The following is a 24,905-nucleotide window of genomic DNA, read 5'->3' as shown; positions in this document are numbered from 1 at the left end:
CGGCCTTGTTGTTGCGGGATGCATTCCCTGCGGGTTGGCCATGATCGAAACCGAAGCCCGAGTCCTGTCACTGGACGGAGAGAGCCACGCCTGGGTTGAAACCCGGCCGCACGGCAGTTGTGCCTTGTGCGAAGGCGGAGGCGGCTGCAAGTCCGTCGCCATTTCCCGTCTGTTTGCTACCGGCCAGCAGCGTTACCGCGTGGCGAATCCGGTCGGCGCGGCTGCCGGCGACTGGGTCATCGTGGCGGTTCACGAACAGGTGCTGCTGAAAAGCGCGCTGGCGATGTACCTGCTGCCGGTACTGGCGCTGTTTGCCGGTGCTGTCCTGGGCGCGTACTGGAGCGAGCCGGCTTCGGTACTGCTGGGAGGCACGGCTTTTGCTGTCATGCTCTTGATCTTGCGCCGCATGACCGCAAACTATACCCATCGCAGTGATTTTGAACCTGCCATCATCCGGGTAGGCAGTCCGCGCAGCGGGTGCCGCAACCGGACCTGAACCCAGACAACCTGCCGGCCGAATGCCGGCAAGCCGACGGAGAAGCCATGTCGTTCACGTTAAAACAGACCTTCATTGCCAGCTCGCTTGCCCTGAGCCTTGCCCTGTCGGCCAGCCCGTCCGCGCTGGCTGCATCGCAGCCGCCGGGGCTGCCCAATTTTGCCCAGCTGGTCGACAAGGAAGGCCGGGCGGTCGTCAACATTTCCGCCAGGCAGAATGCCCGCACCACGGCGGCCAGTCCCTTGCCGGACCTGGCGCCGGGTGACCCGTTCTTTGAGTTTTTCCGCCGTTTCGCCCCGCCGCAGCAGCAACGTGAAGAAGCCGTGTCGCTCGGATCGGGTTTCATCATTTCGCCGGACGGTTACATCCTGACCAACGCCCATGTGGTGGCGCGAGGCGATGAAATCACCGTCAAGCTCAACGACAAGCGCGAATACAAAGCACGCCTGATCGGCGCCGACGGCCGTACCGACGTGGCCCTGCTGAAGATCGATGCGCACAACCTGCCTGCCGTGGAGCTGGGCAACCCGAATACCCTGCGTGTAGGGGAGTGGGTGCTGGCCATCGGTTCGCCGTTCGGTTTTGACAACACGGTCACCTCCGGAATCGTGTCGGCCAAGGGCCGGCAATTGCCGGACGAGAACTACGTACCGTTCATCCAGACCGATGTTGCCGTCAATCCGGGCAACTCCGGTGGCCCGCTTTTCGACATGGACGGCAAGGTCGTCGGCATCAATTCGCAGATTTACAGCCGCTCCGGCGGTTTCATGGGCATCAGCTTTGCCATTCCGATTGACGTGGCGATGCAGGTGGCGGACCAGCTCAAGCAGAACGGCCGCGTCAGCCGCGGACGGCTGGGCGTGCAGATCCAGGACCTGACCAAGGATCTGGCCGCTTCGTTCGGGCTGAAGTCGCCCAGCGGGGCGCTGGTGAACTCGGTCGAGGCCGGAGGGCCTGCTGACAAGGCCGGCATTCGTGCCGGCGACATCGTGCTGGCCGTCAATGGCCAGGCGATCAAGGAAACCAGCGACCTGCCGCGGCTGATCGGGGCCGTCAAACCCGGTCAGGCCACCCGTATCGAAATCTGGCGCAACCAGGCCAGCCGGACGGTGACCGTGGTGCCGGACGAACTGCGGGAGGCCGACGCCCGCTCGGCCCAGCGTGAAGCCCAGCCCAAACAGCCGGCCCGACCGGCACAGCAGCAGATTGCCCCGGTAGGGCTGGTACTGGCGGATGCACCGCCACAGCTCCTTCAACGGCTGGGAATCAGGTTCGGTCTGGTGGTGCAGCGCACCAGCGGGCTGGCGACCCAGGCCGGGCTGCTGCCAGGCGATGTCATTGTCGGAGTCGGTACGGATCCGGTGACGTCGTTCGGCGAGTTCAAGGCCCGCATCGACGCAACCCCGGCCGGTGCTTTCGTGCCGCTGAAGGTGATGCGCGGCAACGCTACCCTGTTCCTGCCGTTGCCGGTTGCCAAATGATGGCTCCGCAGTTCACCCTGTATTACCGGGATTATTGCAGCCTGTGCCATGCCATGCGCGACGCCCTCAAGCCTTATGTGGCCGCAGGGCAGCTGGCGCTGGAGATTGTCGACGTGGATGCCGACGAGGTACTGGTCGCCCGCTTTGACGAGCTGGTGCCGGTGCTGGTCGGTCCTGACGGGCACGAAGTGTGCCACTGGCACTTTGCTCCGGAGCGGCTCGCTGCGTATCTCGCTGAAATCGGGTAAACTCCGCGCGAACTCAGAACTGGAAGGGCGCTTGGGCGCCCTTCTTTATTGTTGACTGGCACATGAAAAACATTCGCAACTTCTCGATCATCGCCCACATCGACCACGGCAAATCCACGCTGGCCGACCGCTTCATCCAGTACTGCGGCGGCCTGGAAATGCGCGAGATGTCCGAACAAGTGCTCGACTCGATGGACATCGAGAAAGAGCGCGGCATCACCATCAAGGCGCAGACGGCCGCCCTCAGCTACAAGGCCCGCGACGGACAGGTCTATCACCTCAACCTGATCGACACTCCGGGGCACGTCGACTTCAGCTACGAAGTCAGCCGTTCACTGTCCGCCTGCGAGGGCGCGCTGCTGGTCGTGGACGCCTCGCAAGGGGTGGAAGCGCAGACCGTGGCCAACTGCTACACCGCCATCGAGCTGGGCGTGGAGGTGGTGCCGGTCCTGAACAAGATCGACCTGCCCGCCGCCGAACCCGAGCGCGTGAGCCAGGAGATCGAGGACATCATCGGCATCGAAGCCATTGATGCCGTACGTGCCTCGGCCAAGAGCGGCATCGGCATCGAGGACATCCTCGAAACCGTGGTGCAGAAAATCCCGGCACCCAAAGGCGACGCCGATGCCCCGCTGAAGGCACTGATCATCGACTCGTGGTTCGACAACTACGTTGGCGTGGTGATGCTGGTGCGTCTGGTGGACGGCGCGGTCAAGCCGAAGGACAAGATCAAGTTCATGGCGACCGGTGCCGAGCACCTGGTCGAGCAGGTGGGCGTGTTCACGCCGAAATCGGTGCAGCGCAGCGAGCTGAAGGCAGGCGAGGTGGGCTTCATCATCGCCGGCATCAAGGAGCTGAAATCGGCCAAGGTCGGTGACACGATCACGCAGGTAGCCCGTCCGGCTGCCGAGGCGCTTCCGGGCTTCAAGGAAGTGCAGTCGCAGGTGTTTGCCGGTCTCTACCCGGTGGAAAGCCACGATTACGACAACCTGCGTGATGCGCTGGAAAAGCTCCAGCTCAACGATGCCTCGCTCAAGTTCGAGCCGGAAGTGTCGCAGGCACTGGGCTTTGGTTTCCGCTGCGGCTTCCTCGGCCTCTTGCACCTCGAAATCGTGCAGGAGCGCCTCGAACGCGAGTTCGACATGGACCTCATCACCACGGCACCGACCGTGGTGTACGAACTGCTGCTGAAGGATGGTACGGTCATCGAGGTGGAAAACCCCTCGAAACTGCCGGACCCGTCCAAGATCGAGGAAATCCGCGAGCCGATCATCACTTCCACCATCCTGGTGCCGCAGGACTACGTCGGTGCCGTGATGACGCTGTGCAACCAGAAGCGCGGCGTGCAGGTCAACATGCAGTACATGGGCCGGCAGGTGATGCTGACCTACGACCTGCCGATGAACGAAGTGGTGATGGACTTCTTTGACAAGCTGAAATCCACCAGCCGTGGCTATGCTTCGCTCGACTACGAATTCAAGTGCTTCCAGGCCTCCGACCTGGTCAAGCTCGACGTGATGGTGAACGGCGAAAAGGTCGATGCGCTGTCGCTGATCGTGCACCGCCAGAATGCCATCTACCGCGGTCGCGAGCTGGTGAGCAAGATGCGCGAACTGATTCCGCGGCAGATGTTCGACATCGCCGTGCAGGCCGCCATCGGCAACAACATCATTGCCCGCGAAACGGTGAAGGCCCTGCGCAAGAACGTGCTGGCCAAGTGCTACGGCGGTGACATCACCCGCAAGAAAAAGCTCCTGGAAAAGCAGAAGGCCGGCAAGCGGCGCATGAAGCAGGTCGGCAACGTGGAAATTCCGCAGGAAGCCTTCCTTGCCATCCTGCAAGTCAGCGACAAGTAATCCCGACCGGCGCCGTGGCGCCGGAGTACGACAGGAACCAGCATGAACCTCTTGTGGATTTTCGTCTTTGTACTGGCCGCCGGCATCGTCATGATCCTGGCTGCCCCCAAACGTCAGCCGGAGGACAAGGATCCGCCGATGCTGACGCAGTGGGGCTACATCGGCGTGCTGGTCGGCGGCTTTGGCATACTGGCGCAGTACATGAGCTTCAGCGCCGTGCTGCTGTCCTTCGTCGTGGTGACGGGCATCGTGGCCGGCATCGACCGCTTCTGGCTGCGCCGCCAGCGGGCAGCTGCCGGCAAGCTGGAACCGGCGCTGGTGGAGTATTCGCGCGGCTTTTTCCCGATCATCTTCGTGGTGTTCCTGCTGCGCTCTTTCCTTGCCGAACCGTTCCAGATTCCCTCGTCCTCGATGCGGCCGGGGCTGGTGGTGGGCGACTTCATCCTCGTCAACAAGTTTGCCTACGGCATCCGCACCCCGATCGTGAACAACGTGCTGGTGCCGGTGGGCCAGGTGGAACGGGGCGATGTGGTGGTGTTCAACTTCCCGCCCAATCCGCAGGTCAACTTCATCAAGCGCATCGTGGGCCTGCCGGGCGACACGGTCGAGTACCGCAACAAGCAGCTGATCGTCAACGGCAAGCCGGTGCAGGACAAGCAGACCGGTACTTACGACTATGTCGAAAACCAGATCGGCTACCTCAAGAGCGACCTTTACCGCGAAAACAACGGCAGCAAGCAGTATGACGTATTGCGTACCGAGCCGACTCCGACCCTGCACCTGTCGCAGGTGGCCCAGTTCCCCGGCCGTGAAAACTGCAGCTTTGATCCGGACGGCTTTGTGTGCAAGGTTCCCGAGGGCCAGTATTTCGCCATGGGTGACAACCGCGACAACAGCCATGACAGCCGCTACTGGGGCTTCGTGCCGGACAACATGCTGGTCGGCAAGGCCTTCATGGTATGGATGAACTTTGGCGACTTCGGACGCATCGGTCACCGTATCCAGTAAAATGACCTTCAGGGCGGCCGGTTCCGGCCGCTTCATGCCCCGCAAGCGGAGCGCGTTTGCGGGGGCTTGTTTTTTCGGGGTGCAGCCAAGGCTGTACCCGAGCATTGTGCCTGAACAGATTCAGGCGCCGGAGTCTCGTCCGTGAGAACGCCACAACCCATCGACCGGCTGATGCAGCACATCGGTCATCTTTTCACCAGTCCAGCCCTGCTTAAAGAGGCGCTGACCCACCGCAGTTACGGTCAGCCCAACAACGAGCGTTTCGAGTTTGTCGGCGACGGCATTCTCAACTACACCATTGCGCGCATGCTGTTTGATGCTTTCCCGGAGCTTTCCGAAGGGCAGCTGTCACGCCTGCGTGCCAATCTCGTCAACCAGGCCACCCTTGCCGAAATCGCCCGTGAACTGACGCTGGGCGACTGCCTGTTCCTCGGTGACGGCGAGCGCAAGAGCGGCGGACATGACCGCCCGTCCATCCTGGCGGATGCCATGGAAGCGATCTTTGCCGCAGTCTGCCTGGATGCCGATTTTGCGGTTGCCGAAAACGTGGTGCGCCGGCTGTACGCCGCCCGGGTGGCCGGCATTGACCTCAACCGTCAGGCCAAGGATGCCAAGACCCGGTTGCAGGAAATGCTCCAGGCCCGGCGCCTGCCGCTGCCGGCGTACCGCATCCTGAACCAGAGCGGTGACGCACACCTGTCGCAGTTCGAGGTGGCCTGCGACATTCCGCAGCTCGGCCTCGCAACCTGCGGAGAGGGCAGCAGCCGCCGTGCCGCCGAACAACTGGCCGCCGAGCGCGCCATTGAAGCCATCGAGGCGCAGGACGCCAAGACCGGCAAACCAAGGAAGTCCGTATGATGCCCGTTACTCCCGCCGATTACCGTTGCGGCTTTGTCGCCATTGTCGGCCGTCCCAATGTCGGCAAGTCGACGCTGATGAACCACCTGATCGGCCAGAAGATCAGCATTACCTCCAAGAAGGCCCAGACCACCCGTCACCGGGTGACCGGCATCGAAACCCGCGAGGATGCCCAGTTCATCTTCGTTGATACGCCAGGCTTCCAGACCCGCCACCGCAATGCGCTGAACGACGTGCTCAACCAGAGCGTGCGTCAGACACTGGCCGATGTGGACTGCGTGCTGATGGTGCTGGAGGCCGGCAAGCTCGGCCCGGCCGACCAGGAAGTGCTGAACCTGCTGCCGAAAAACCGCCCGGTGGTGGCGGTGATCAACAAGTCCGACCGCCTGAAGGACAAGGCCGAGATGGCCGGTTTCCTGGTCAAGGTCAGTGAGGCTTTTGCCTTCGCCGACATCATTCCGGTCTGCGCCAAGCATGGCCAGCGGCTGGATGAACTCCTGAAGCTGGTGCAGCCGCACCTGCCGCAGAGCGTGCCGCTGTATCCGGAAGACATGGTGACCGACAAGAACGAAAAGTTCCTGGCTGCCGAAATCGTCCGCGAAAAGCTGTTCCGCTACCTGGGTGAAGAGCTGCCGTATTCCATGAACGTGGAAACCGAGCTGTTCGAGGTCGAAGGAGCGCTGCGCAAGATTTATGTCACGGTGCTGGTCGACAAGGTCGGCCAGAAATCCATCGTGATCGGCAAGGATGGCGAAAAGCTCAAGCGCATCTCGACCGAGGCCCGGCTCGACATGGAAAAGCTCTTTGACGGCAAGGTGTTCCTCAAGGTGTGGGTCAAGGTCAAGGGTGGCTGGGCAGACGATGTCCGCTTCCTGAAACAGTTCGAGCTCTGACGGCAGGTCCATGTCGCAACCCGGCAAGGTCAAGGGCCAGCAGGCTTTCGTGCTGCACGCCCAGCCCTACAAGGAAACCAGCCTGCTGGTGGAAATGTTCACCCGCGAGCATGGCCGGGTAGGGCTGGTAGCGCGCGGTGCACGCCGCCCGCGGGCCGGCATCCGCGCCTTGCTGCTGCCGTTTTCCCCGCTGGAAGTGGGCTGGTTCGGCAAGAGCGACATCCGCACGCTCTCGGACATCGACTGGCAAGGCGGCTTGCCGCAACTGGCCGGCACGCCACTCGTGACCGGGTTCTATGTCAATGAACTCATCATGAAACTGGTAGCGCGCGATGATCCGCATGAAGGTCTGTTTGACGACTACCGCACGCTGATTGCCCATCTGGCCCGTGGTTCGGTCGCCATCGCACCGGCATTGCGTCGCTTCGAGCTGCAATTGCTGGCAGCCACCGGCTATGCGCCGACGCTGGACCGTGATCTGGCCGGCGAGCCGGTGCGGGCTGACGCTGTCTATGGTTTCGTGCCCGGAGAAGGAGCCCGGCCGGGAGCCGAACGGGGATGCGAGGTCAGCGGCCAGACGTTGCTGGCACTGGACCATGGGGCGCTCGACCAGGCCAGTGCGGCAGTCTTGCGCGAAGCCCGCTTCCTCAATCGCGCCTTGCTGACCCATGCCCTGGCCGGGACCGAGCTGGCTTCCCGTGCCTTGCTCAACGAAGTGGCGGCACTTTCTGACAATTAAGCTGCCCGCGTCTACAATCGCCCCGTTTTCTTTGCTGGACCCACGATCATGATTCTTCTCGGCGTCAACATCGACCACGTTGCCACCCTGCGCAATGCCCGCGGCACACGTTATCCCAGTCCGGTCGAAGCCGCGCTGGTGGCAGAAACCGCCGGAGCCGACCTGATTACCCTGCATCTGCGTGAAGATCGCCGTCATATCAAGGACGATGACCTGGCCGTGATGCGGGCAGCGATCAAGACGCGCATGAACCTGGAAATGGCCCTGACGGATGAAATGCTGGACAACGCCCTGCGCGTGTTGCCTCAGGACGTGTGCATCGTGCCGGAAAAGCGCGAGGAACTGACGACCGAGGGCGGGCTGGACGTGATCCGCTACTTTGACCGGATTGCCGACTTTACCCGGCAGTTGCGGGCCAAAGGCATCCGGGTGTCGCTGTTCATCGACCCGGATGACGAGCAGATCAAGGCGTCGCACGAAACCGGTGCCACAGTGGTCGAACTGCATACCGGGCGCTATGCCGATGCCGAGAGTCACGACATCCGGCAGCGTGAGCTGACGCGCATCCGGCATGCGGCCATTGTCGGGGTCGATCTGGGGCTGGTGGTGAATGCCGGGCATGGCCTGAGCTACCACAACGTACAGCCGGTGGCGGCCATCCGGGAAATCCGCGAGCTCAACATCGGTCATGCCATCGTGGCCCATGCGCTGATGGTCGGCTTTGCTCCGGCAGTACGGGAAATGAAGGCGCTGATGGTCGAGGCGCGTCACAACGCCGCATGATTGTCGGTATCGGAACCGATCTGGCCGAGGTGGCGCGTTTCGAGCAACTGCTGGCGCGCCACGGTCAGCGGGTAGCCAGACGCATGCTGGCTGCCGCAGAACTGGATGAATTTGCCCGGGCGGCTGATCCGGCCCGTTTTCTGGCCAAGCGCTTTGCTGCCAAAGAGGCTTTTGCCAAGGCCGCAGGTACCGGAGTCCGTGCACCTGTGCTGCTGCCCGCCATTGCGGTGACCCACGATGAACTGGGCAAGCCGGCCTTTGCCTGCTCTGCCGTACTGCATGACTGGCTGACCGCACGCGGGGTGCAGCGCATGCATGTTTCCATCAGCGACGAGCGTACGCACTGCCTTGCTTTTGTGGTGTTCGAGGGCTGACTGCGGCGGATGGGTGCTGTGAAGCTTCCCGACCCGGGATTGTCCGTTGCCGAACTGCTGTCCGGTCCGGCGTTTTCAGTTTCATGACAGGAACGATGTCCCCTTGTCAGGGAGGCGGCATTCTGCCGGGTGTTACCGTTGCTGACCAGTTGCCGGAAGACAGACGTGTTGCCTGCAGTCTGACTGATTGGGAATGCCTGGTTCCCGTCTGGAAGCTGTTTCCATTGGTATCCTGACCTGGATGTCGCACTTGCGGATGACTTGATTCGCCAGGCCAGACCTGCGCCGGCTCATAAAAAAAAACGCCTGATTCGCCGGTCTGGCGGATCAGGCGCACGTTGCGCCGCAGTCTTAAACCTGGTACTGGGCGACTTCCTGACGGATCTGGTCGGCCACCCGGGACAGCTCGGTTGCCGTGTCGGCAGTAGAGCGCGCGATCGCGTTGTTGCTTTCCGACATGCGGGCAATGTTTTCCACCTTGACGGCAATCGCGTTGCTGGCCGTGCTTTGTTCCTGGATGGCGTTGGTGATGTCGCCGACCATGTTGACCGACTGGCGCGAGCCGGATTCGATGCGGGCCATGGCCTGGCTGGCTTCTTCGGCACGGGCTACGCCGTTGTTGACCTTTTCGACAGCGGCACTGATACCGGTTACCACCCGCTGTGTCCCTTCGCGCATTTCCATGATGGTGGTGGAAATTTCCTGGGTGGAGGTGGTCGTGCGCTCGGCCAGCTTGCGCACCTCGTCGGCCACTACGGCAAAACCACGGCCCTGTTCTCCGGCGCGGGCTGCCTCAATGGCGGCATTGAGTGCCAGCAGGTTGGTCTGGTCCGCCAGGTCCTTGATGATGGAGATGATGGCGTCAATCTGTTCGCCCTTGTGCTCCAGCTCGCCGATCTGCTCCGACGCCACGCGCACGGTTTCGGCAATGCTGCGGATGTCGCGCACGGTTTCATCGATCACGGACATGCCCTGCTGGGCCAGTGTTCCGGTCGTACTGGAAATCTCGTTGGTATCACCGGCACGTTCGGCCACCTGTCCGATGCTGACGGTCATCTGTTCGATGGTGGAGGCCATGCTGGATGCTGCTTCGCTTTGTTGTCCGGAAGACGTGGAGAGGTCATTGGCGGCATCAACCATGCGCTGGGCTGCGGCGTTGACCGTGGCGACATGGTGACTCATGTCGCGGAAGCTTGTCTGGAGCTTGTCCAGCAGGCTGTTCAGCGCATTGCCGACCGTGGTGATTTCGTCCTTGCCCTGCACTGGCACGCGGCAGGTAAAGTCCAGTTGTCCGGTGACTTGCTGGCAGGTGCCGGACAGGTGCCGGAGCTTGCCGGAGATTTGCCGGTAAATGGCCAGACTCAGCCAGATGCCGAAGATGATCGAAGCCGCAATCAGGCAGATCAGGGCGATCTGGATCTGGTTGTTGACGTTCTCGGCAGTCTTGTCGAATTGCTGCGCAAGCTGGTGATTATAAGCCATATGCTGCTTGAATGACATGGCCAGTTCGTCAATTTGGGCACTTTCCCGGTCAAGCAAGGCGATGGCTTCGGCCTGCTGTCCTTGGTCTGATAGCGCCATGAACTGCTCGCCAAATTTGACATAGCGTTGCAGCAGGGCTTTTTCTTTGTCGAGATAACCCTGATCCTGGGAATTAGTCACTAAGCCTTGGGCTTGGTAGTTATTCAGGTTGGTTTCAGCTTCTTTAATACGCTCTTTAAAACGATCGGCATATTTTGCTTTGGCATCCGGACTGGTTTCCAGAACATGTCTCAACAATGGCGGACGGGCGCGGTGAAATGCTACGGTTGCTTCGGCGAGGGTATCCAAGCTCGGCAAAGTGTCGGCGGTGACCTCCTCCAGCTGATGGTGAATGGTATTCATGGCCCACAAGCCAGCCAGACCGATCACGATCAGTCCGGAAATCAGTAAGGTGGCAAGCAGCCCCAGTCGTTTGGCAATCGTCATATACAGCGGATTCCTGAAAATCGGACATAACAAGGCATGGGTTCATGCACGCCTGCCGCGGTGCGAAGGCAATGCCGGATGGCGTGACGAACATCCTGAGTATGACAAATACCCATGGCACTGCACCATGATAAATGTCATGCACATGCATTGCGCCGGCAGAACCAGTGCCCTTTTTGAGGACAGTCAGGGAATCCTTGTGGGACGGACCAGCAGACCGGCATCCAGTTGTGCCTGACAGAGCGACAGGAAGGCCGTCAGGCCGGCACTGCGATACTTCTGCCGGTGCAGTGCAATATGAAACTGCCGTCGCAACGAGAGGTCCGGGGTTTCCAGTTTGACGAGGCTGCCGCGCCTGAAGGCTTCGCGCAGGGCCAGTGCCGACACGCAGCCGATGCCAAGCCCTGATTCGACTGCCCGCTTGATGGCTTCGGTGTGCTCCAGCTCAAGCAGGATGTTCGGGCGCAATCCCAGGGAGGCAAAAGCCCGGTCGAATGCCTGGCGCGTGCCCGAACCGGGTTCGCGGACAATCCAGGGCTGGGCTGCCAGCATGTCGGCCGTGGTGGGTACGGTGCTGCCGGCCAGCGGATGGTCGGGAGCAACGAAGCATTCCAGCGAATCGCCTCCCCAAGGGAGTGACTCCAGGTCCGGATGATGGAAATGTCCTTCGATCAGCCCGAGGTCCAGCCCGAAATGTGCCACCTGTTCGACAATCGCCGAGGTGTTGGCCACTTCCAGCCGCACCCGGGCACCGGGATGCGTTTGCAGGTAATCACTGACGATGATCGGTGCCAGATAGTTGCCGATGGTCAGGGTGGCACCGATGGCCAGTGGTCCGACAATATGGTTGTGGCGCAGCAGGGCGTCCAGTTCGTGAGCCCGGTCCAGCAGTTCCATGGCCGGCGGCAGCAGGGCGTGGCCGAGATCGTTCAGCCGCAGGCGCTTGCCGGCCCGGTCGAAGAGCTGCACCCCGTAATGGCGTTCAAGTTCGGCCAGTGCGCCGCTGGCGGCTGATTGTGACAGGGCCAGCTCGTCGGCCGCCCGCGACACGTTTTCGTGGCGGGCGATCGAGGTGAACACCTCCAGCTGCTTGAGGGTAAAGCGCATGGCAACAGGACCGGCAGCAAATTACAGCAAGGGATCGGGGCTGGTGATCACGCCGTCTTCGTCGGCGTACAGCCAGTCACCCGGACGGAACGTGGCGCCGTCAAACGTCACGGCTAGCTCGCGCTCGCCCACACCGTTCTTGACCGACTTGAGCGGATGGGTGGCAAGTGCACGCACACCCAGCGGCAGCAGGCCCAGCGCGACGGAATCGCGGATGCAGCCGTAGACCACGATGCCGGCCCAGCCGTTCCTGACTGCCAGTGCACCCAGCTGGTCGCCCACGAGGGCGCAGCGGCGCGAACCACCTCCATCCACGACCAGCACACGGCCTTCACCCGGTTCGGACAGCATTTCACGCACTCTGGAATTGTCCTCGAATACCTTCAGCGTCGCGATCCGGCCGGCAAAACGGGCATGGCCGCCGAATGATGCATAGCCGGGGGCCAGTATCTGCAGGCGGTCACTGAATTCGTCACACAAATCCGCGGTAAGAAAATCCATGCTGCAACTCCCTGAACAAGGTTGGGTGAATGACAAGGGCAAGAGTGTACCGGCAGTCGCCGGGCCGGCCTATTTCAGGCTGAATGCCACACCGTTGCCCGTGGTGCTGTCGCTGGCTGCCACGATGAACAGGCGGGCCGGGTCCAGCGCGGCATTGTCTTCCAGATAACGCTTGACCTCCAGCGCCCGTGCATGGGCGATCTGCGGTACTTCGCGCGGCACGACGGCCTGGTTGGCCAGCAGCAGGGCTTCCATTTCTCCGGTCGGCAGGGTTTTGGCGATGCCGATCAGGTTCCGCGGCTTCTTGAACGAACCATCCTCGTACAGGGACTTGATGATGGCTGCACGCGCCACGGCATCCGGCTGGCTGTCCGGTTCGCCGCCCCGGTCCTGCCAGCGGGCCTGGATCTTGTCTTCCAGACGGGCGCGACGGGCTCCTTCAAGGTCGGCTCGCCCCTGGATTTCCAGCCGCAGCGACGGCTTGTCGGCCAGAATGGCTGCCAGCTGGTCGAGTCTGGCGCGTTCCTCCGGTCCTGGCTGCACATTCACCATGTCAAGGCTCGACAGGCTGGCCGTGTCGCCGCCAAAGGCGTGGGCCAGCAGGTCAAAAGGTGCGGTGACGGCTTTTTGCAGCAGGTTGACGATGACCCGCATGACGATGCCGCCGACGCTGAAGTCCGGATCGGTCAGCGTACCGCTGATCGGCAGGTTGACGTCGATCACGCCGTCACGGTTTTTCAGCAGGTCCACTGCCAGCAAGACCGGCAGGCTGGTGGCATCCGGGCTGTCCACCTTGTCGCCAAAGGTCAGCTGGTCGAGGAACAGGCGGTTTTCTGCCTTGAGCTGCTGCTCGGCCACGCTGTAGTGCATGTCGAGCGACATCTTGCCCTTGGTGATCGGGTAGCCGGCGTACTTGGCGGCGTAGGGAGTCAGGGGCGGCAGGTCCATGCCTTTTACCGTGGCGGTCAGGTCCAGCGCCATCGGCGACACCAGCGGGTTGATGCGGCCCTGTATCACAAGCGGCGCATCGCGGTTGACCCGGCCTTTCAGGTCGACTTCGGCTGTTTTGCCGGTCTGGCTGCTCAGCCGGCCGATTTCGCCGCCCAGACCGGTGATGTTGGCCCTCAGGTTCGGCCGGACAAAATTGTCGGTCCAGTTGACGCTGCCCTGTTGCAGGCGGATGTTGCCGATGCTCAGGTCCAGCGGCACCGCAGAAGCGGTGGCTGCTGCCGGCAAGACCGTCGGTGCCGCCGGGGCATCGGCCGGCGTACCGGACGCTCCGGTCATGTCGTCGCGCAGTTCGCGAACGTTGAGCTGGGCATTCTGGTTCAGGACTGCCTGCACAAAAAACTGCTGCCAGTCGATCTGGCCGACATGCAGCTTGTGGGTGCCGGCCTGCCAGTCAAGGTCGATGCCGTTGAAGCCCAGCTGTTTCCAGCGCGCCAGTTCGGTACCGGTATTGATTTCGTCACGGATGCGCACGTCGCGCAGGGCTGCCTGTCCGCGATAAGCCAGGCTGGGCTGTCCGGGGTCGCGCCAGCCGACGGCCAGCTCCCCGCGCGCATCCAGTCCGGCACGGGCGATGTTGACGCGGATGTGCGAAGTCGGCGGCACCAGCAGCGGCACAAGGTCAACGCGGCTGGCATTCAGTTGCAGCTTGAGCGCGCTTTGCGCCAGGTTCAGCTGCCCCCGGGCATTGACGCGTCCCTGACGGTTGATGCGGGTTTCCAGGTCCAGCGGCATGGCGGCCGGCCGGGCGCTGTCAAAGCCGCGCAGGCGGGCGGACAGCTCGCTTAGGTCCAGTTTTACCGGCCGGCGTTCACGCACGCTGCTCCAGTGCAGCTGCCCTTGTTCAACCTGGGCCTGGCCAACCTGGATGCGCCAGTCCGGCGTTTTCTTGCTGCGCGCAGCCGCAGCCCGCGCTGGCGGATTCCTGACCCAGCTGGCGAAGTTGTCCTGCTGGCGCAGGCGGCGCAGGTTGATGTCAGGCTGGTTGATGCTCAGGGATTCCAGCGACAGGCGGCGGGTCTGGCTGTCCAGCCTGATGCCGGTGGCTTCGATCACGTCTGCCTGGATGGCCGGCTGCGTGCCGCCCGGCTCGTCCAGTGCCAGCTCGCGCAGCGTCAGCTGTCCTTCCTGTACGGCATAGCGCAATTCATCCTGCGGGGCACCAAGGGTCAGCTGCCCGCTGCTGCTCAGGCGCAGCGATGCCGGACGCAGGCTGGTGTAGGAGGCCAGCAACGGGTCGAGATAAGGACGCCAGCGCGCCACGTCGAGTGCATCGATCTGGTAATCGCCGGTCAGCGTGCGCCCGGCCGGATCGATCTGGGCACTGAGCGTGGCACTTTCCGCATTGGGACTGCTGATGCGCAGGCGTGCCGAAACCGGGGTCTGCATGCGCTGGTCCAGCCGGGCCAGATCCAGCGAAATGTCGTTGAGCTCGCTGGCAAAGGGCTTGGGCAGGGCCGCATCGCGCATGAAGAGTTCGCCCCGGCGCAAGCGGACGGTGTCAATGGCCCACTGCCAGCCCGGCGCGCTGCCGGCGGGCGGTTTTTCGTTGCCCGGACGGGCTGGCGGCACCAGCTTGAGCCAGTTGAAGCGGTTGTCTGCCGCGCGGATCAGGTCGAAACGCGGGGCTGCAATGCTGATTTCGCGGACCTTGAGTTCGCGGCTGAATGGCCGGAAGCTGCCGATGTCGAATGCAATGCGCTCGGCGCTGGCCAGCGGCTGGCCGTCAGCATTCTGCAAGGCCAGCCGGCGCAGGCCGACGACGCCGCTGATATCCAGGGACGGAATGCTTTTTGGGGGCGTGCTGTAGGCAATCCGCAACCGGGTGTCGAGCCGGACCGAAGGAATCTTCACGGGCAGGCTGACGGGCAGGTAGGCAAGCATCGGTGCCAGATCCACGCCGTCAAGATAGAGGTTCATCACCGTCTGGCGATCAGCACGGAAGACATGGCTGTTGCCGGCCAGCGAAACGGTTTTTCCGTTGATGCTGGCGCTGAATTCGGGCTGGGTGCTGACGTCCAGATCAGCCGGGAAATTGGACACGTACGGAATGGTCAGTTGCAGCCGGTCGATGGTGTGCTGGTGATTGAGCGGCCGGTCGTCCAGCACGATGCGGCCGTGGCGGATTCTGGCGTTGGCCAGCGCGAACAGGACCGGCTCTCCGGACGGTGTCTGGAAGCGCTCGATCAGGTCGCTGATGTTGAAGCGGTTATCGGCAAAGCGCACCAGCCGGATGTCCGGTGTGTCCAGCTTCAGGCTGGCAATGCGCCAGTCTCCCAGGAGCGAGCGCGGGCTGAAATGTACTTCCAGCCGGTCCAGGCGGGCGAAGGGCGTACTGCCGTCCGGCTCGCTGATCTGCACATTGCCGACCGTCACGCCGAGGGTGAACACATTGAGCGTCAGCCCGCCGATGCTGACCGGCCGCCCAAGGGCTTCGGAAAGCTGTTCTTCCGCCACCCCGCGCAGCAGCAAGGGTCCGGACAGGTAAACGGCGACCCCCAGACCCGCCAGGGTCAGTGCGGTTACGACTCCGACATGAAGGGGTTTGCGAAGGCGGGAAGGGAATTTCATGGCTGGCTTTGGCACACCATCAGGATTGCGCGGATTTATTCTCAATGCTTTCAGCATGTTGGCTGGCAGCGTAGCCGACATTATGCAGAGGATTGGCCGGCTCCGCTGCCTGCCGGGCCGGGGTGCGACTCTGGAGCGGAGGACACGGTGGCCAAATCTCCCGGCGAATCATGGACTTTGCACTGTTTTTCCGGTGCGGCCGCCACAGGCCGGCTGTTGCCGGCATTCCTGGCAGATCATGCCTGGCTTGTCGGGTCGTCTGCTGCGGGGCTGTGGAGTCAGTGCGTGAGGCAGCGGCCGCTCAGGACTGGCTGGTCTCCGGCTCTGCGGCGAATCCCGGGTCGGCAATCATCAGCATGCGGGTCAGCTCCGCAGCCGAACTGACACCGGCCTTGTCCATTACATTGCGCCGGTGCGCCTGCACGGTTTTTTCACTGATGGCCAGCTCGCGGGCCACCACCTTGTTGGGCAGGCCGAGCGCCACTTTGCGGGCGACCTCCAGCTCCCGTTGCGACAGGTGGGCCAGCCGCGTGCCGGCCTGCTGCTGCCGTTGTACTGCATGCAGGCGGCGGCGGCTTTCACGGATGGCCGCAGCAATCACGTCCAGGAGACGCTGGTCGCTGAACGGTTTTTCGATGAAATCGAATGCGCCAGCCTTCATGGCATCGACTGCCATGCCGACTTCGGCGTGTCCGGTGATGAACACGACCGGCAGGTTGCAGTCATGGCCGCCCAGCTCCCGTTGCAGTTCCAGTCCGCTCATGTCAGGCATGCGCACGTCAAGGACGAGGCAGGCGACGTTGCCTGGCTGATAGGCTGCAAGGAACGCTTTGGCCGATTCATGGGCCACGGCCTGCCAGCCGACCGAATCAAGCAGATAGACCAGCGACCGGCGCATGGCGGCGTCGTCGTCGACCAGGTGGATCAGGGCAGTTTCGCTGGCAATATCGGTCATGGCAGTAGGGGCAGGGTGAACAGGACGCACAGTCCCGGGCCATCGGGGCGTGGCCGCCAGTCCAGATGACCGCCGTGTGCCTCGATGATGGATTGGGAAATGGACAGGCCGATGCCCAGCCCGTCCGGTTTGCTGGTGAAAAACGGAGTGCCCATGCGGGACAGTATGCCGGACTCCAGGGCCGGGCCCCGGTCGGTCACGGCAATCCGCATGCGGCCGGCTTCGTCGGGCGCCAGTTCCAGCCGGATGATGCGTTGCGATGCCGGCAGGCCGGCCATGGCATCGCTGGCGTTTTTCAGCAGGTTGAACAGCACCTGCTGGATTTGCAGGCCGTCGACGTGCAGGCGGCTACCGGGCGGCAGGCGGTTGTCGGTTTCGACCGGCGGAATGCCCGGGCAGGCCACGGCAAACAGGCGGACGGTCTCTGCCACCAGGACATCAATGGCCACGGGCTGGCGCTCGGACACGCGTTTGCGGGCAAAGGTGCGCACGCGCTGGACAATGGCGGCGGCGCGCTCGGTCTGCGCGGTGATTTCGTGCCCGGCCTCGATCAGGCTGCCGGCTTCCATCCGTCCGTTTTCCACCCGCCTGACCATGCCGCGGGCGTAGTTGCCGATGGCGGTCAGCGGCTGGTTGATTTCGTGGGCGAGCTGGCTGGAGATTTCTCCCAGCAGGCCAAGGCGCGAAAGGTGGTCAAGCTGTTCGCGCTGGCGGCGGCCCTGATCCTCGGCTGCGGCGCGGGCCGCCATCTCCTGGCGCAGTGCCCGTGTGCGCTGTTCGACCAGCCGGTCGGCGCGGATGGTATGCAAGACCCATACGGCCAGCAGCGCCAGGCCCGCCAGCAGCCAGTCCCAGTAGCGGCGGGCCCAGTCCTGCCAGTTCCATTCGGCAAGGTAGGCGTAAGGACCGATCTGCAAGTCCCGGAACAGGCCATGCACGGCAGCATAGTCGGTCGGCACGGTGAAACCGGCACCGTCGGCACCACGCGGCATGGTCAGCAGCGCCACGGTGACCTGACGTGATAAGGGGTGCGCAGTGCCGGGCAGGGTGGCAAACGGCCAGTCGGGATAGAGGGGAGTCGATACCCGGCACCGATAGCCGGCCGGCGGGGGCGCGGCTGGCGGCAGTACCCGGTAACCGGTCGCTGCGATCAGCCCTTGTGCTTGCAGCATCTCCATCTGGCAACTGCCGACAATGGCTGCGTCGGCAGCACCGGCATCCAGCGCGGCGAACAGTTTCTGGACCGGAAAACCGGTGAATTGCCGCGCCGCCAGGTCGCGTTCGGGACTGATGCCGTGCTTGAGCAGTTCGCGTGCAGCGATCAGGTAACCGCCGAATGCATCGGGCGCCACTGCCACGATCCGGTGCTGGCGCAAGTCATCCAGCGTCCGGAGCGGTGAACCTGTCGGTACCACGACAGCCGAACCGATGACTTCGCCGGCCAGTGGCGACAGGCCGGATTCCAGCGTGGCAATGCGGCTGGCACCGTAGCGGGTTTCCAGCGTGATGTAGTGGCCGGGATTGGTCAGCACGAACTCAAGCTGGTGCCGTGAGACGGCGTCGTTGAGTTCATCCGGTGACAGATAGGCAAAGTGCAGCTCTTCGCCGGGCAATGCCTGGCCCAGCCAGTGTTCAAGCTCGACCCAGTTGCTGCGTGCGCTTTCGCGGCCGGTGGGGGCGAGAATGCCGATGCGGATGCCGGTGGCGGTGGCCGCCAGCGACAGGCACAGGCCGGCCACCAGCAGCAGGGCACTGGCAGGACGAGGCATTCCCATCAGCCGGCACGGCCCGCCGGGCAGCTCATGCTGCCGGCTGTCTGGCGGGCGGGGGACCGGTGGTGGACGGGATGAATTCACATGCAAGGATGTCTGTATGTTTGTCATGCAACGGGAACATGGTAACGCCGGTGGCCCGGTCGGGGCAGTGCCTATCTGCCATGCCGGGCCACCCGGGCCGTCATGCCTTGCTGATCCGGGCCGGAATGCCCTGGCGCACGCTGGTACCGCTGACCGGATCGACCCAGACCGATTTGCCGTTCACGGTCGGGTCAGCCAGGCCAAGGTCGTTCAGGTTGACCCCGGCATCCAGTCCGGCCACTTCCGGCTGGTGCTGGCTGCCGATTCGGTGGGCGCGGGCACCCAGTTCGCGGTGGCCGTAGCCATGCTCGATGGCCACCACGCCAGGCATGATGCCGTGACGGACCAGCACGGTGGCTTCGCGTTTGCCTCCCGGTGTTTCGATGACGATGCGGTCGCCGTGTCCCAGTCCCAGCTTCGCCGCATCGTTTGCATGCATCGATACCGGATTGCTGGGGTGCAGGCCGCGCAGGCGCGGCGAGGCAATGGCGTAACTGTTCATCAGCGGTGACTTGAAGCTGATCAGCTGCAACGGCCATGCCTGTTCGTCGTAGTGCTGGCGTACCGGCGTGCCGTCGGCAAAACGCGGTGGCTGCCACACCGGCACCCCGGCAAAGCGCTGGCCGCTCTGGCTGTCCCGCGAGGCGCCCAGCGATTCGTTGTACACCTGCATCGGCTTGTCCCAGCGGTTGGTGGCCCACTCGGGATGTTCCTCGTCGTAGGTGTCCTTGTACGGCTGGTAGCGGCCGCCGCGGGCCAGCACGAACGCCACCTTGCGCCATTCTTCCGGCTTGAGCGTGCTTTCAAGCACGGGTTGCAGACGGGCAAGGCCGGAGAGGGCAAGGTCGTCGTCGCTGGCGTCTGCTACCGGCTCCTTGCCCAGCCACGCCACGTTGGCGCCGGCGCGCAGGTACCAGTCTTCCGGTCGCTTGAGCGGGTAGGTATTGCCGTCGGTGTCGGTGATGGCCGCCTCGCCAAAGCCCGGCAGTTCCATGGCCTGGGCCAGAGCAATCGACAGGGTTTCCAGTCCGATCGCCTGGCCGTCCGGCAGCTTGTCGGCCCTGGGTTCCACCACCGGCCAGCGCGCGGTGCTGGCCTTGGTCGGCACCGCCCCCCACGGCACAGTCCAGCCCCATGATTCATACATCAGCGAGTCCGGCACGATGTAGTCGGCAAAGGCGTTGGATTCATTGATGAACGGGTCGACCGATACGATCAGCGGCAGCTTTTTCGGGTCGGCCAGTTCCTTTTCCACCTGCGCGCGCAAGCCGGTCACGCCGTACACCGGGTTGCTCGACCACAGGACCAGTGCCTTGAGCGGGTAGGGGTTGCCGGCCAGTGCCGCCGGCAGCCACTGGGTGGTCAGCCCCGGTGCATTGGGATACCACGGCAGGCTGGCGGGGTAGGGCTTTTCGCCAGCTGCTTTCCTGCGGGCGAATTCGGCTGATTTCTCGTACGGCACGTTGCGTCCCAGCGGCGTGCCGCCCGGTTTGGTCTGGCCGGGGAAAGCCGCGAGGTTGTAGCGCGGGCCTTCGCCGTCCTCCTTGAAGCCGCCGCCGTTGCGCAGGGTGCCGCCTTTCCAGTTCAGGTTGCCGATCAGCGTATTGAGCATCATCAGGCTGAAGGCATTGTAAAAACCGCTGCCGGACATCATGCCGCCGTGCGCGTTGACGGCCGCACGCTTGCCGTGCGAGGTGAATTCGCGCGCGAGTCCGACGATGGTGGCTTCGGGAATGCCGCAGGCCGCGCTGTACTCCGTGAGATCGTGTCGTCTGGCCGATTCAGCCAGCAGGGAAAACGAGGTGGCAACCAGCAGCGGTTTGCCGGCCACTTCCAGCGGGCCGGTGTATTCCAGCTCGGCAGCACCGGTGGCTGCATGATGGGCCACCGGGACGGTCTGCCCGGCGGGCAGGACCACGAAACCGTCGGTTTCGCCGTAGCGTTCCTCTTCGTTGTCGAACGTGATCCAGCCCATGTCGGACGCACGCAGGAAGCGCCCGAAGCGGGGATGCTCCGGCTGGCGGATCACCAGATGGGTGGCGTTGCTCGACGAGGGTTCGCCACCGGCCAGTGCGACGGCCTTGTTCGGGTACGACAGGTAAGCGGCGTCGTAGCGTTTTTCGTCGATGATCCAGCGGATCATCGCCATGCCCAGTGCGCCGTCGGTGCCGGGGCGGATCGGAATCCAGTTGCCACGTTCGCGGCTGGCCAGGTTGTCGGCGTTGGACAGCACCGGGTCGACCACCACGTAATTCAGCTGGCCGCTGGTGCGCGCCTTGGCCAGCAGGGTGCCCTGACGCTTGAACGGGTTGCCGGCATTGCCCGGCGCCGTGCCGACGAAGATGACGAATTTGGCGTGGGCAAAATCAGGCTTGGCGTGCGGCATGGCTTTCAGGTCGCCGAACATGGCACCGGAGCCGGAGCGGTAGGCGCCGCCGCAGTACGAGCCGTGGCCGACAAAGTTGAGCGTGCCGTAGGCCTGCTGCCAGAAACGGCGGGCGAAAGGCTCGCGCCCGTCGTTGACGCTGCTCCATACCGCCACCTGGTTGACCCGGGGCCCCAGCTGCGGGGCAGCCGGGTCGATCGGCTCGAAGCTGCGCAGCGCGCGCAGGCCGTCGACATGGCCTTCGCCAAACAGGTCGCCGCCCTCGGTCAGCTCCTTCACCAGCTGTTCGAATGCAATCGGCTGCCACTGGCCGCTGTTGCGCGGGCCGATGCGCTTGAGCGGCGTCAGCACCCGGAACGGCGAATCCATCTGGCTCAGCACCGCGTTGCCGCGACCGCAGGCGGTCGAGCGCCCGGCGAGGCCTTTTTCGTTTTGCCGCGACAGCGCGATGAAGCTGTCGCGGATCGACGCCTTCATCGGCAGGTGCGGGTCGGTCGACAGCGGGCTGTACGGGTTGCCGGCCACGCGCAGCACCTTGCCGCTGGCCTTGTCGATACGCACGCGCACGCCGCACTGGGTGGTGCAGCCGAGGCAGGCGGTGTAGCTCACCTGCTGGCCGGGATCGGGCTCGAGGCGGCCGCTGGCCGGGTCGATGCGGAACTCCGGCTTGAGCGAATTGCCGTGCAGGCGGTCGTTGGGGGCGTCCTGTCCCAGTGCGTGTTCGGCCATGCGCACGCCGGTGGTGGCAAAGCCGGCGGCAAAGGCGGTGAGGCCGCCGCCAATGGCGGCCTTGCGAAGGAAATTGCGGCGATCGGTCATGATGCGCTCCGTGCGGTCAGGTCACGGCCGGTGGTGCCGGCCCACGGGGAATAGCTGAGCAGGATCATCAGCAGGGTCAGCCACAGCCCGGCCGTGCCGACGATGCCGAGCAGGCCGTCGTTGCCCAGCGGCAGCTGGTAGTCGTAGAAACCGGCGCCGGTCTTGGGCACGGTCTGGCCGCCGATGAACACGGTCCAGCGGATCATCCAGGCGCTGTGCAGGGCCAGCAGGCCGGTCACGAGGCCGCTGCCTTGCGGCCAGCGGGTGGCGATCAGCAGGGTCAGCAGGGTGGCAGCAGTGGCCCAGACCGCGGTGAACTGCCAGCTGGCCGATTGCGCGACCTGTTGCAGGGCCACGGCGTGCACCGGGTCGAGTGCCAGCAGGCCGGTGGCCAGCCACAGTGCGCCCAATGCCAGTACCAGCAGCTGGGAGAGGGCAAGCAACTGGTTCAGGCGTACTTCAAGCATGTGGTCCCTGGCACCCAGCAAGCGGTTGAACACCAGGACCAGTCCGATGGCACCGGCAACGGCGGTGACGCCGAATTGCAACGGCAGGAACGGGGTATGCCACAGCGGACGCGCCTGGATCACCATGACCTCCATGCCGGTATACAGCGCCACCAGTGCGGCGCCGGCGAAGGTCAGCACGCTGACGCTGCGCAACTGGCGGCGGCTGGCGCTGCCGCCGTGACCCAGCAGGCGGTAGAGGCGGGCAAGCCGGCCGGCGGTGGTTCCGGCCAGACGGGCAAAGTCGCCACGCCACGCAAGCCAGGTGCTCAGCATCAGTCCGCCCAGATAAAGCGGAATGAAGACCGAGCCCCAGGCCATCCATGAATGGGGCTGGAGGTAGAGGTAGAAATGGTAAAAGCGCCCGGGGCCGTGCAAATCGGCCAGCAAGGCCACCGGTGCTACCAGTCCGCATACCAGGGACGCCAGCAGGGAGAGGCGGCCGAGGGTTTCCTGCGTACCACGCCACAGCCACGGCAGGGCGAGGAACCAGGCGCCGACACTGAGGCCGATCAGGAAGAAATACTGTACGGCCCACGGCAGCCAGGCGACGGCGCGGCTGACGTTGATGACTTCGACAATCTGGGTGTCCATGTTCAGCCTCCATGCTCTTGCGGTTGCCACAGGGCGCCTTCGCCCTCCACCCGGCCGGCAAAGCGCGGGTCCAGCCCGATGTAGAACACGTGCGGCTTGGTGTGTTGCTCGGGTTTGAGCACCTTGACCTCGTGCTGTCTGACCAGCTGGCTGACCTGGCTTTTCGGGTCGTTCAGGTCACCGAACACGCGGGCACCGCCGACGCAGGTTTCCACGCACGCCGGCAGCAGGCCGACCGCGATGCGGTGGGCGCAGAAAGTGCACTTGTCGGCCTTGCCGGTATCGTGATTGATGAAGCGGGCGTCGTAGGGACAGGCCTGGACGCAGTAGGCACAGCCGACACAACGCTCGCCGTCGACCACGACGGTACCGTCAGCCTGCTGGAAGGTGGCGCCGACCGGGCACACCGGAATGCAGGGCGGGTTGGCGCAGTGATTGCACAACCGCGGCAGCATGTAGGTGCCGGTGTGGCTGTCGTCGTGTACTTCGTAGGTGGAAACGATGGTGCGGAAGCTGTTTTCCGGCACGGCGTTTTCCATGATGCAGCTGGCCGTGCACGCCTGGCAGCCAATGCACTTGCCGACATCCACGACCATGGCCCAGCGCGGCACATGGCCGGCTTCGTTGGTTGCAGCGCCAGCCTCGCCAGCGATGGCCCAGGTGGCAACGCCGATGCTGGCCTGTCCGGCCGAGAGCAGGAAATCCCTGCGGTTACATCCCATGATGACGCTCCCTCGCACACGCAAAATCGCATGCAGGCAGACTAGGTTTCAGGCGGTATGGCCACAATCGGGATGAAACCGGACCCGGCTAGATAAAAACCCCTGGTCGCAAAGAGGGTTTGACGGATCGGCTTGACGCAATATGCCTTGTGTGGCTGGCAAGAGCCGGGGCTGATGCCGGAAGGAGCAGGGCATGGCCGCCATGCAGTCCGGCCGTTCCGTGCTCCGGGAGCCTGCAAGGCCGGATTCACCGGGCAGGAACGGGACCGTGCAACAACTCGGCGCAGCTCTGGCGGACCGGTATAATCACTCTTTTTGCCACACCGGTTTACGGGTGTGTGGATCGGACTAGGCAGCTTCCCATGCCTTCGCTTACGCTGGCAATGGCGAGTCCGGTCATTTTCATTCATCAGATTTCGAGTCCATCCGTTCCTGTCTGGCGTGGACTCATCAGGAGACAGACACATGGCATCCGTCAACAAGGTCATTCTGGTCGGTAATCTGGGCCGGGACCCGGAAGTGCGCTACATGCCCAACGGCGAGGCTGTCTGCAATTTCAGCATCGCCACGACCGATACCTGGAAAGACAAGAACGGCATGCGCCAGGAGCGCACGGAATGGCACAACATCGTGATGTATCGCCGATTGGCGGAAATTGCCGGCGAATACCTGAAAAAAGGCCGCCCGGTTTACGTTGAGGGCCGGATCCGCTCGCGCAAGTACACGGGCAAGGATGGCGTCGAGCGCACTGCGTTTGAAATCGAAGCAACCGAAATGCAGATGCTGGGCGGGCGCGATGGCCAGGGCAGCGACAGCTATGGCGGTGGTGGCTACGGCGGCAGCAGCCGGGCTTCTTCTTCCTCTTCTGTCAGCATGGATGAAGGCAGCCCGATGGAACGGGTACGCGATGACACGCCGCCGCCTTCCCCGCGTCGCCCGGAGCCGAAGCCGGCCAGTAATTTTGACGACATGGATGACGATATTCCGTTTTGAAACCGGTTTCAGGCATCGGGTTGCAGAATCCCGGCAAGCTTTTGCTTGCCGGGATTTTTCATGGCCTGTATTCCTGCGGGCTCGAATCGCTGCCCCTGGAACGGGCAGGACAAAATGCATGACGTGATGCATGCCCACATCCACGGAACCGAACCGTCATCGGGCAGACTGAAGCGGAACTGC

General features: G+C 63.6%; 20 protein-coding genes. 11 read left to right on the top strand and 9 right to left on the bottom strand.

What is annotated here, in order from left to right; translation table 11 throughout:
- The first annotated feature begins 40 nt into the window (after positions 1-40).
- The 10 genes from G542_RS16510 (at position 41) to acpS (ending at position 8,736) form a co-directional block, all read left to right on the top strand.
- Complete coding sequence (locus tag G542_RS16510; RefSeq protein WP_012696935.1) at positions 41-496, top strand: SoxR reducing system RseC family protein; 456 nt, start codon at positions 41-43, stop codon at positions 494-496.
- A gap of 47 nt (positions 497-543) precedes the next feature.
- Entirely contained in the window at positions 544-1,977 is a 1,434-nt protein-coding gene (locus tag G542_RS0109825) for a DegQ family serine endoprotease (protein WP_027824010.1), read from the top strand.
- Positions 1,974-2,225, top strand: a complete 252-nt coding sequence (locus tag G542_RS0109820; RefSeq protein WP_027824009.1) for a glutaredoxin family protein — start codon at positions 1,974-1,976, stop codon at positions 2,223-2,225. Before G542_RS0109825 ends, G542_RS0109820 begins: the two co-directional genes overlap by 4 nt.
- A 62-nt stretch (positions 2,226-2,287) precedes the next feature.
- The gene (gene lepA / locus G542_RS0109815) at positions 2,288-4,081 is read left to right on the top strand and encodes a translation elongation factor 4 (RefSeq protein WP_027824008.1); all 1,794 of its coding nucleotides are present in this window, start codon (positions 2,288-2,290) and stop codon (positions 4,079-4,081) included.
- Positions 4,082-4,123: 42 nt separating this feature from the next.
- Positions 4,124-5,089 (top strand): signal peptidase I, encoded by a 966-nt coding sequence (lepB, locus tag G542_RS0109810; RefSeq protein WP_027824007.1) that lies wholly within the window; start codon positions 4,124-4,126, stop codon positions 5,087-5,089.
- A gap of 171 nt (positions 5,090-5,260) precedes the next feature.
- On the top strand, positions 5,261-5,947 hold the full coding sequence (gene rnc, locus G542_RS0109805) for a ribonuclease III (protein WP_051190014.1): 687 nt from the start codon (positions 5,261-5,263) through the stop codon (positions 5,945-5,947).
- Positions 5,944-6,840: a GTPase Era gene (gene era / locus G542_RS0109800; RefSeq protein ID WP_012696941.1), complete on the top strand. Its 897-nt coding sequence runs from the start codon at positions 5,944-5,946 to the stop codon at positions 6,838-6,840. Before rnc ends, era begins: the two co-directional genes overlap by 4 nt.
- Positions 6,841-6,850: 10 nt before the next feature.
- Positions 6,851-7,579, top strand: a complete 729-nt coding sequence (recO, locus tag G542_RS0109795) for a DNA repair protein RecO (protein WP_027824005.1) — start codon at positions 6,851-6,853, stop codon at positions 7,577-7,579.
- Between the two features lie 48 nt (positions 7,580-7,627).
- The gene (pdxJ, locus tag G542_RS0109790; RefSeq protein WP_155826643.1) at positions 7,628-8,362 is read left to right on the top strand and encodes a pyridoxine 5'-phosphate synthase; all 735 of its coding nucleotides are present in this window, start codon (positions 7,628-7,630) and stop codon (positions 8,360-8,362) included.
- Positions 8,359-8,736 carry a holo-ACP synthase gene (gene acpS / locus G542_RS0109785; protein WP_012696944.1) on the top strand — a complete coding sequence of 126 codons (378 nt, stop codon included), beginning with the start codon at positions 8,359-8,361 and terminating at the stop codon, positions 8,734-8,736. The genes pdxJ and acpS overlap by 4 nt, the downstream gene beginning before the upstream one ends.
- A 351-nt stretch (positions 8,737-9,087) precedes the next feature.
- Here acpS and G542_RS16505 read toward each other — a convergent pair whose 3' ends face one another.
- The 9 genes from G542_RS16505 to dsrO form a co-directional block, all read right to left on the bottom strand.
- Positions 9,088-10,704: a methyl-accepting chemotaxis protein gene (locus G542_RS16505; protein WP_027824003.1), complete on the bottom strand. Its 1,617-nt coding sequence runs from the start codon at positions 10,702-10,704 to the stop codon at positions 9,088-9,090.
- Positions 10,705-10,890: 186 nt separating this feature from the next.
- Complete coding sequence (locus tag G542_RS0109775) at positions 10,891-11,811, bottom strand: LysR substrate-binding domain-containing protein (RefSeq protein WP_027824002.1); 921 nt, start codon at positions 11,809-11,811, stop codon at positions 10,891-10,893.
- A gap of 21 nt (positions 11,812-11,832) precedes the next feature.
- On the bottom strand, positions 11,833-12,312 hold the full coding sequence (gene rraA / locus G542_RS0109770; protein WP_012696947.1) for a ribonuclease E activity regulator RraA: 480 nt from the start codon (positions 12,310-12,312) through the stop codon (positions 11,833-11,835).
- Positions 12,313-12,381: 69 nt separating this feature from the next.
- Entirely contained in the window at positions 12,382-15,891 is a 3,510-nt protein-coding gene (locus G542_RS16500) for a DUF748 domain-containing protein (RefSeq protein ID WP_012696948.1), read from the bottom strand.
- 301 nt (positions 15,892-16,192) lie between these two features.
- Entirely contained in the window at positions 16,193-16,846 is a 654-nt protein-coding gene (locus G542_RS16495; RefSeq protein WP_034985495.1) for a response regulator transcription factor, read from the bottom strand.
- Complete coding sequence (locus tag G542_RS0109755) at positions 16,843-18,615, bottom strand: sensor histidine kinase (protein WP_051190002.1); 1,773 nt, start codon at positions 18,613-18,615, stop codon at positions 16,843-16,845. Before G542_RS0109755 ends, G542_RS16495 begins: the two co-directional genes overlap by 4 nt.
- Positions 18,616-18,802: 187 nt before the next feature.
- Positions 18,803-21,907, bottom strand: coding sequence for a tetrathionate reductase subunit A (locus G542_RS0109750; RefSeq protein ID WP_051190001.1), 3,105 nt, complete (start codon positions 21,905-21,907; stop codon positions 18,803-18,805).
- Positions 21,904-23,007, bottom strand: coding sequence for an NrfD/PsrC family molybdoenzyme membrane anchor subunit (gene nrfD / locus G542_RS0109745; protein WP_027823999.1), 1,104 nt, complete (start codon positions 23,005-23,007; stop codon positions 21,904-21,906). The genes G542_RS0109750 and nrfD overlap by 4 nt, the downstream gene beginning before the upstream one ends.
- 2 nt (positions 23,008-23,009) lie before the next feature.
- Positions 23,010-23,729, bottom strand: coding sequence for a sulfate reduction electron transfer complex DsrMKJOP subunit DsrO (gene dsrO / locus G542_RS0109740; RefSeq protein ID WP_027823998.1), 720 nt, complete (start codon positions 23,727-23,729; stop codon positions 23,010-23,012).
- Positions 23,730-24,194: 465 nt separating this feature from the next.
- Here dsrO and G542_RS0109735 point away from each other — a divergent pair, with 465 nt between their 5' ends.
- Positions 24,195-24,722, top strand: a complete 528-nt coding sequence (locus G542_RS0109735; protein ID WP_027823997.1) for a single-stranded DNA-binding protein — start codon at positions 24,195-24,197, stop codon at positions 24,720-24,722.
- Positions 24,723-24,905 lie beyond the last annotated feature (183 nt).

Origin of the sequence: Laribacter hongkongensis DSM 14985, assembly GCF_000423285.1 — a bacterium.
GTDB classification, from domain to species: domain Bacteria; phylum Pseudomonadota; class Gammaproteobacteria; order Burkholderiales; family Aquaspirillaceae; genus Laribacter; species Laribacter hongkongensis.
This window is presented reverse-complemented; position numbering and strand designations above follow the sequence as displayed.

Coding starts and splice junctions, on each gene's coding strand:
- G542_RS16510 (WP_012696935.1), top strand. CDS start 41: ATGATCGAAACCGAAGCCCGAGTCCTGTCACTGGACGGAGAGAGCCAC.
- G542_RS0109825 (WP_027824010.1), top strand. CDS start 544: ATGTCGTTCACGTTAAAACAGACCTTCATTGCCAGCTCGCTTGCCCTG.
- G542_RS0109820 (WP_027824009.1), top strand. CDS start 1,974: ATGATGGCTCCGCAGTTCACCCTGTATTACCGGGATTATTGCAGCCTG.
- lepA (WP_027824008.1), top strand. CDS start 2,288: ATGAAAAACATTCGCAACTTCTCGATCATCGCCCACATCGACCACGGC.
- lepB (WP_027824007.1), top strand. CDS start 4,124: ATGAACCTCTTGTGGATTTTCGTCTTTGTACTGGCCGCCGGCATCGTC.
- rnc (WP_051190014.1), top strand. CDS start 5,261: ATGCAGCACATCGGTCATCTTTTCACCAGTCCAGCCCTGCTTAAAGAG.
- era (WP_012696941.1), top strand. CDS start 5,944: ATGATGCCCGTTACTCCCGCCGATTACCGTTGCGGCTTTGTCGCCATT.
- recO (WP_027824005.1), top strand. CDS start 6,851: ATGTCGCAACCCGGCAAGGTCAAGGGCCAGCAGGCTTTCGTGCTGCAC.
- pdxJ (WP_155826643.1), top strand. CDS start 7,628: ATGATTCTTCTCGGCGTCAACATCGACCACGTTGCCACCCTGCGCAAT.
- acpS (WP_012696944.1), top strand. CDS start 8,359: ATGATTGTCGGTATCGGAACCGATCTGGCCGAGGTGGCGCGTTTCGAG.
- G542_RS16505 (WP_027824003.1), bottom strand. CDS start 10,704: ATGACGATTGCCAAACGACTGGGGCTGCTTGCCACCTTACTGATTTCC.
- G542_RS0109775 (WP_027824002.1), bottom strand. CDS start 11,811: ATGCGCTTTACCCTCAAGCAGCTGGAGGTGTTCACCTCGATCGCCCGC.
- rraA (WP_012696947.1), bottom strand. CDS start 12,312: ATGGATTTTCTTACCGCGGATTTGTGTGACGAATTCAGTGACCGCCTG.
- G542_RS16500 (WP_012696948.1), bottom strand. CDS start 15,891: ATGAAATTCCCTTCCCGCCTTCGCAAACCCCTTCATGTCGGAGTCGTA.
- G542_RS16495 (WP_034985495.1), bottom strand. CDS start 16,846: ATGACCGATATTGCCAGCGAAACTGCCCTGATCCACCTGGTCGACGAC.
- G542_RS0109755 (WP_051190002.1), bottom strand. CDS start 18,615: ATGCCTCGTCCTGCCAGTGCCCTGCTGCTGGTGGCCGGCCTGTGCCTG.
- G542_RS0109750 (WP_051190001.1), bottom strand. CDS start 21,907: ATGACCGATCGCCGCAATTTCCTTCGCAAGGCCGCCATTGGCGGCGGC.
- nrfD (WP_027823999.1), bottom strand. CDS start 23,007: ATGGACACCCAGATTGTCGAAGTCATCAACGTCAGCCGCGCCGTCGCC.
- dsrO (WP_027823998.1), bottom strand. CDS start 23,729: ATGGGATGTAACCGCAGGGATTTCCTGCTCTCGGCCGGACAGGCCAGC.
- G542_RS0109735 (WP_027823997.1), top strand. CDS start 24,195: ATGGCATCCGTCAACAAGGTCATTCTGGTCGGTAATCTGGGCCGGGAC.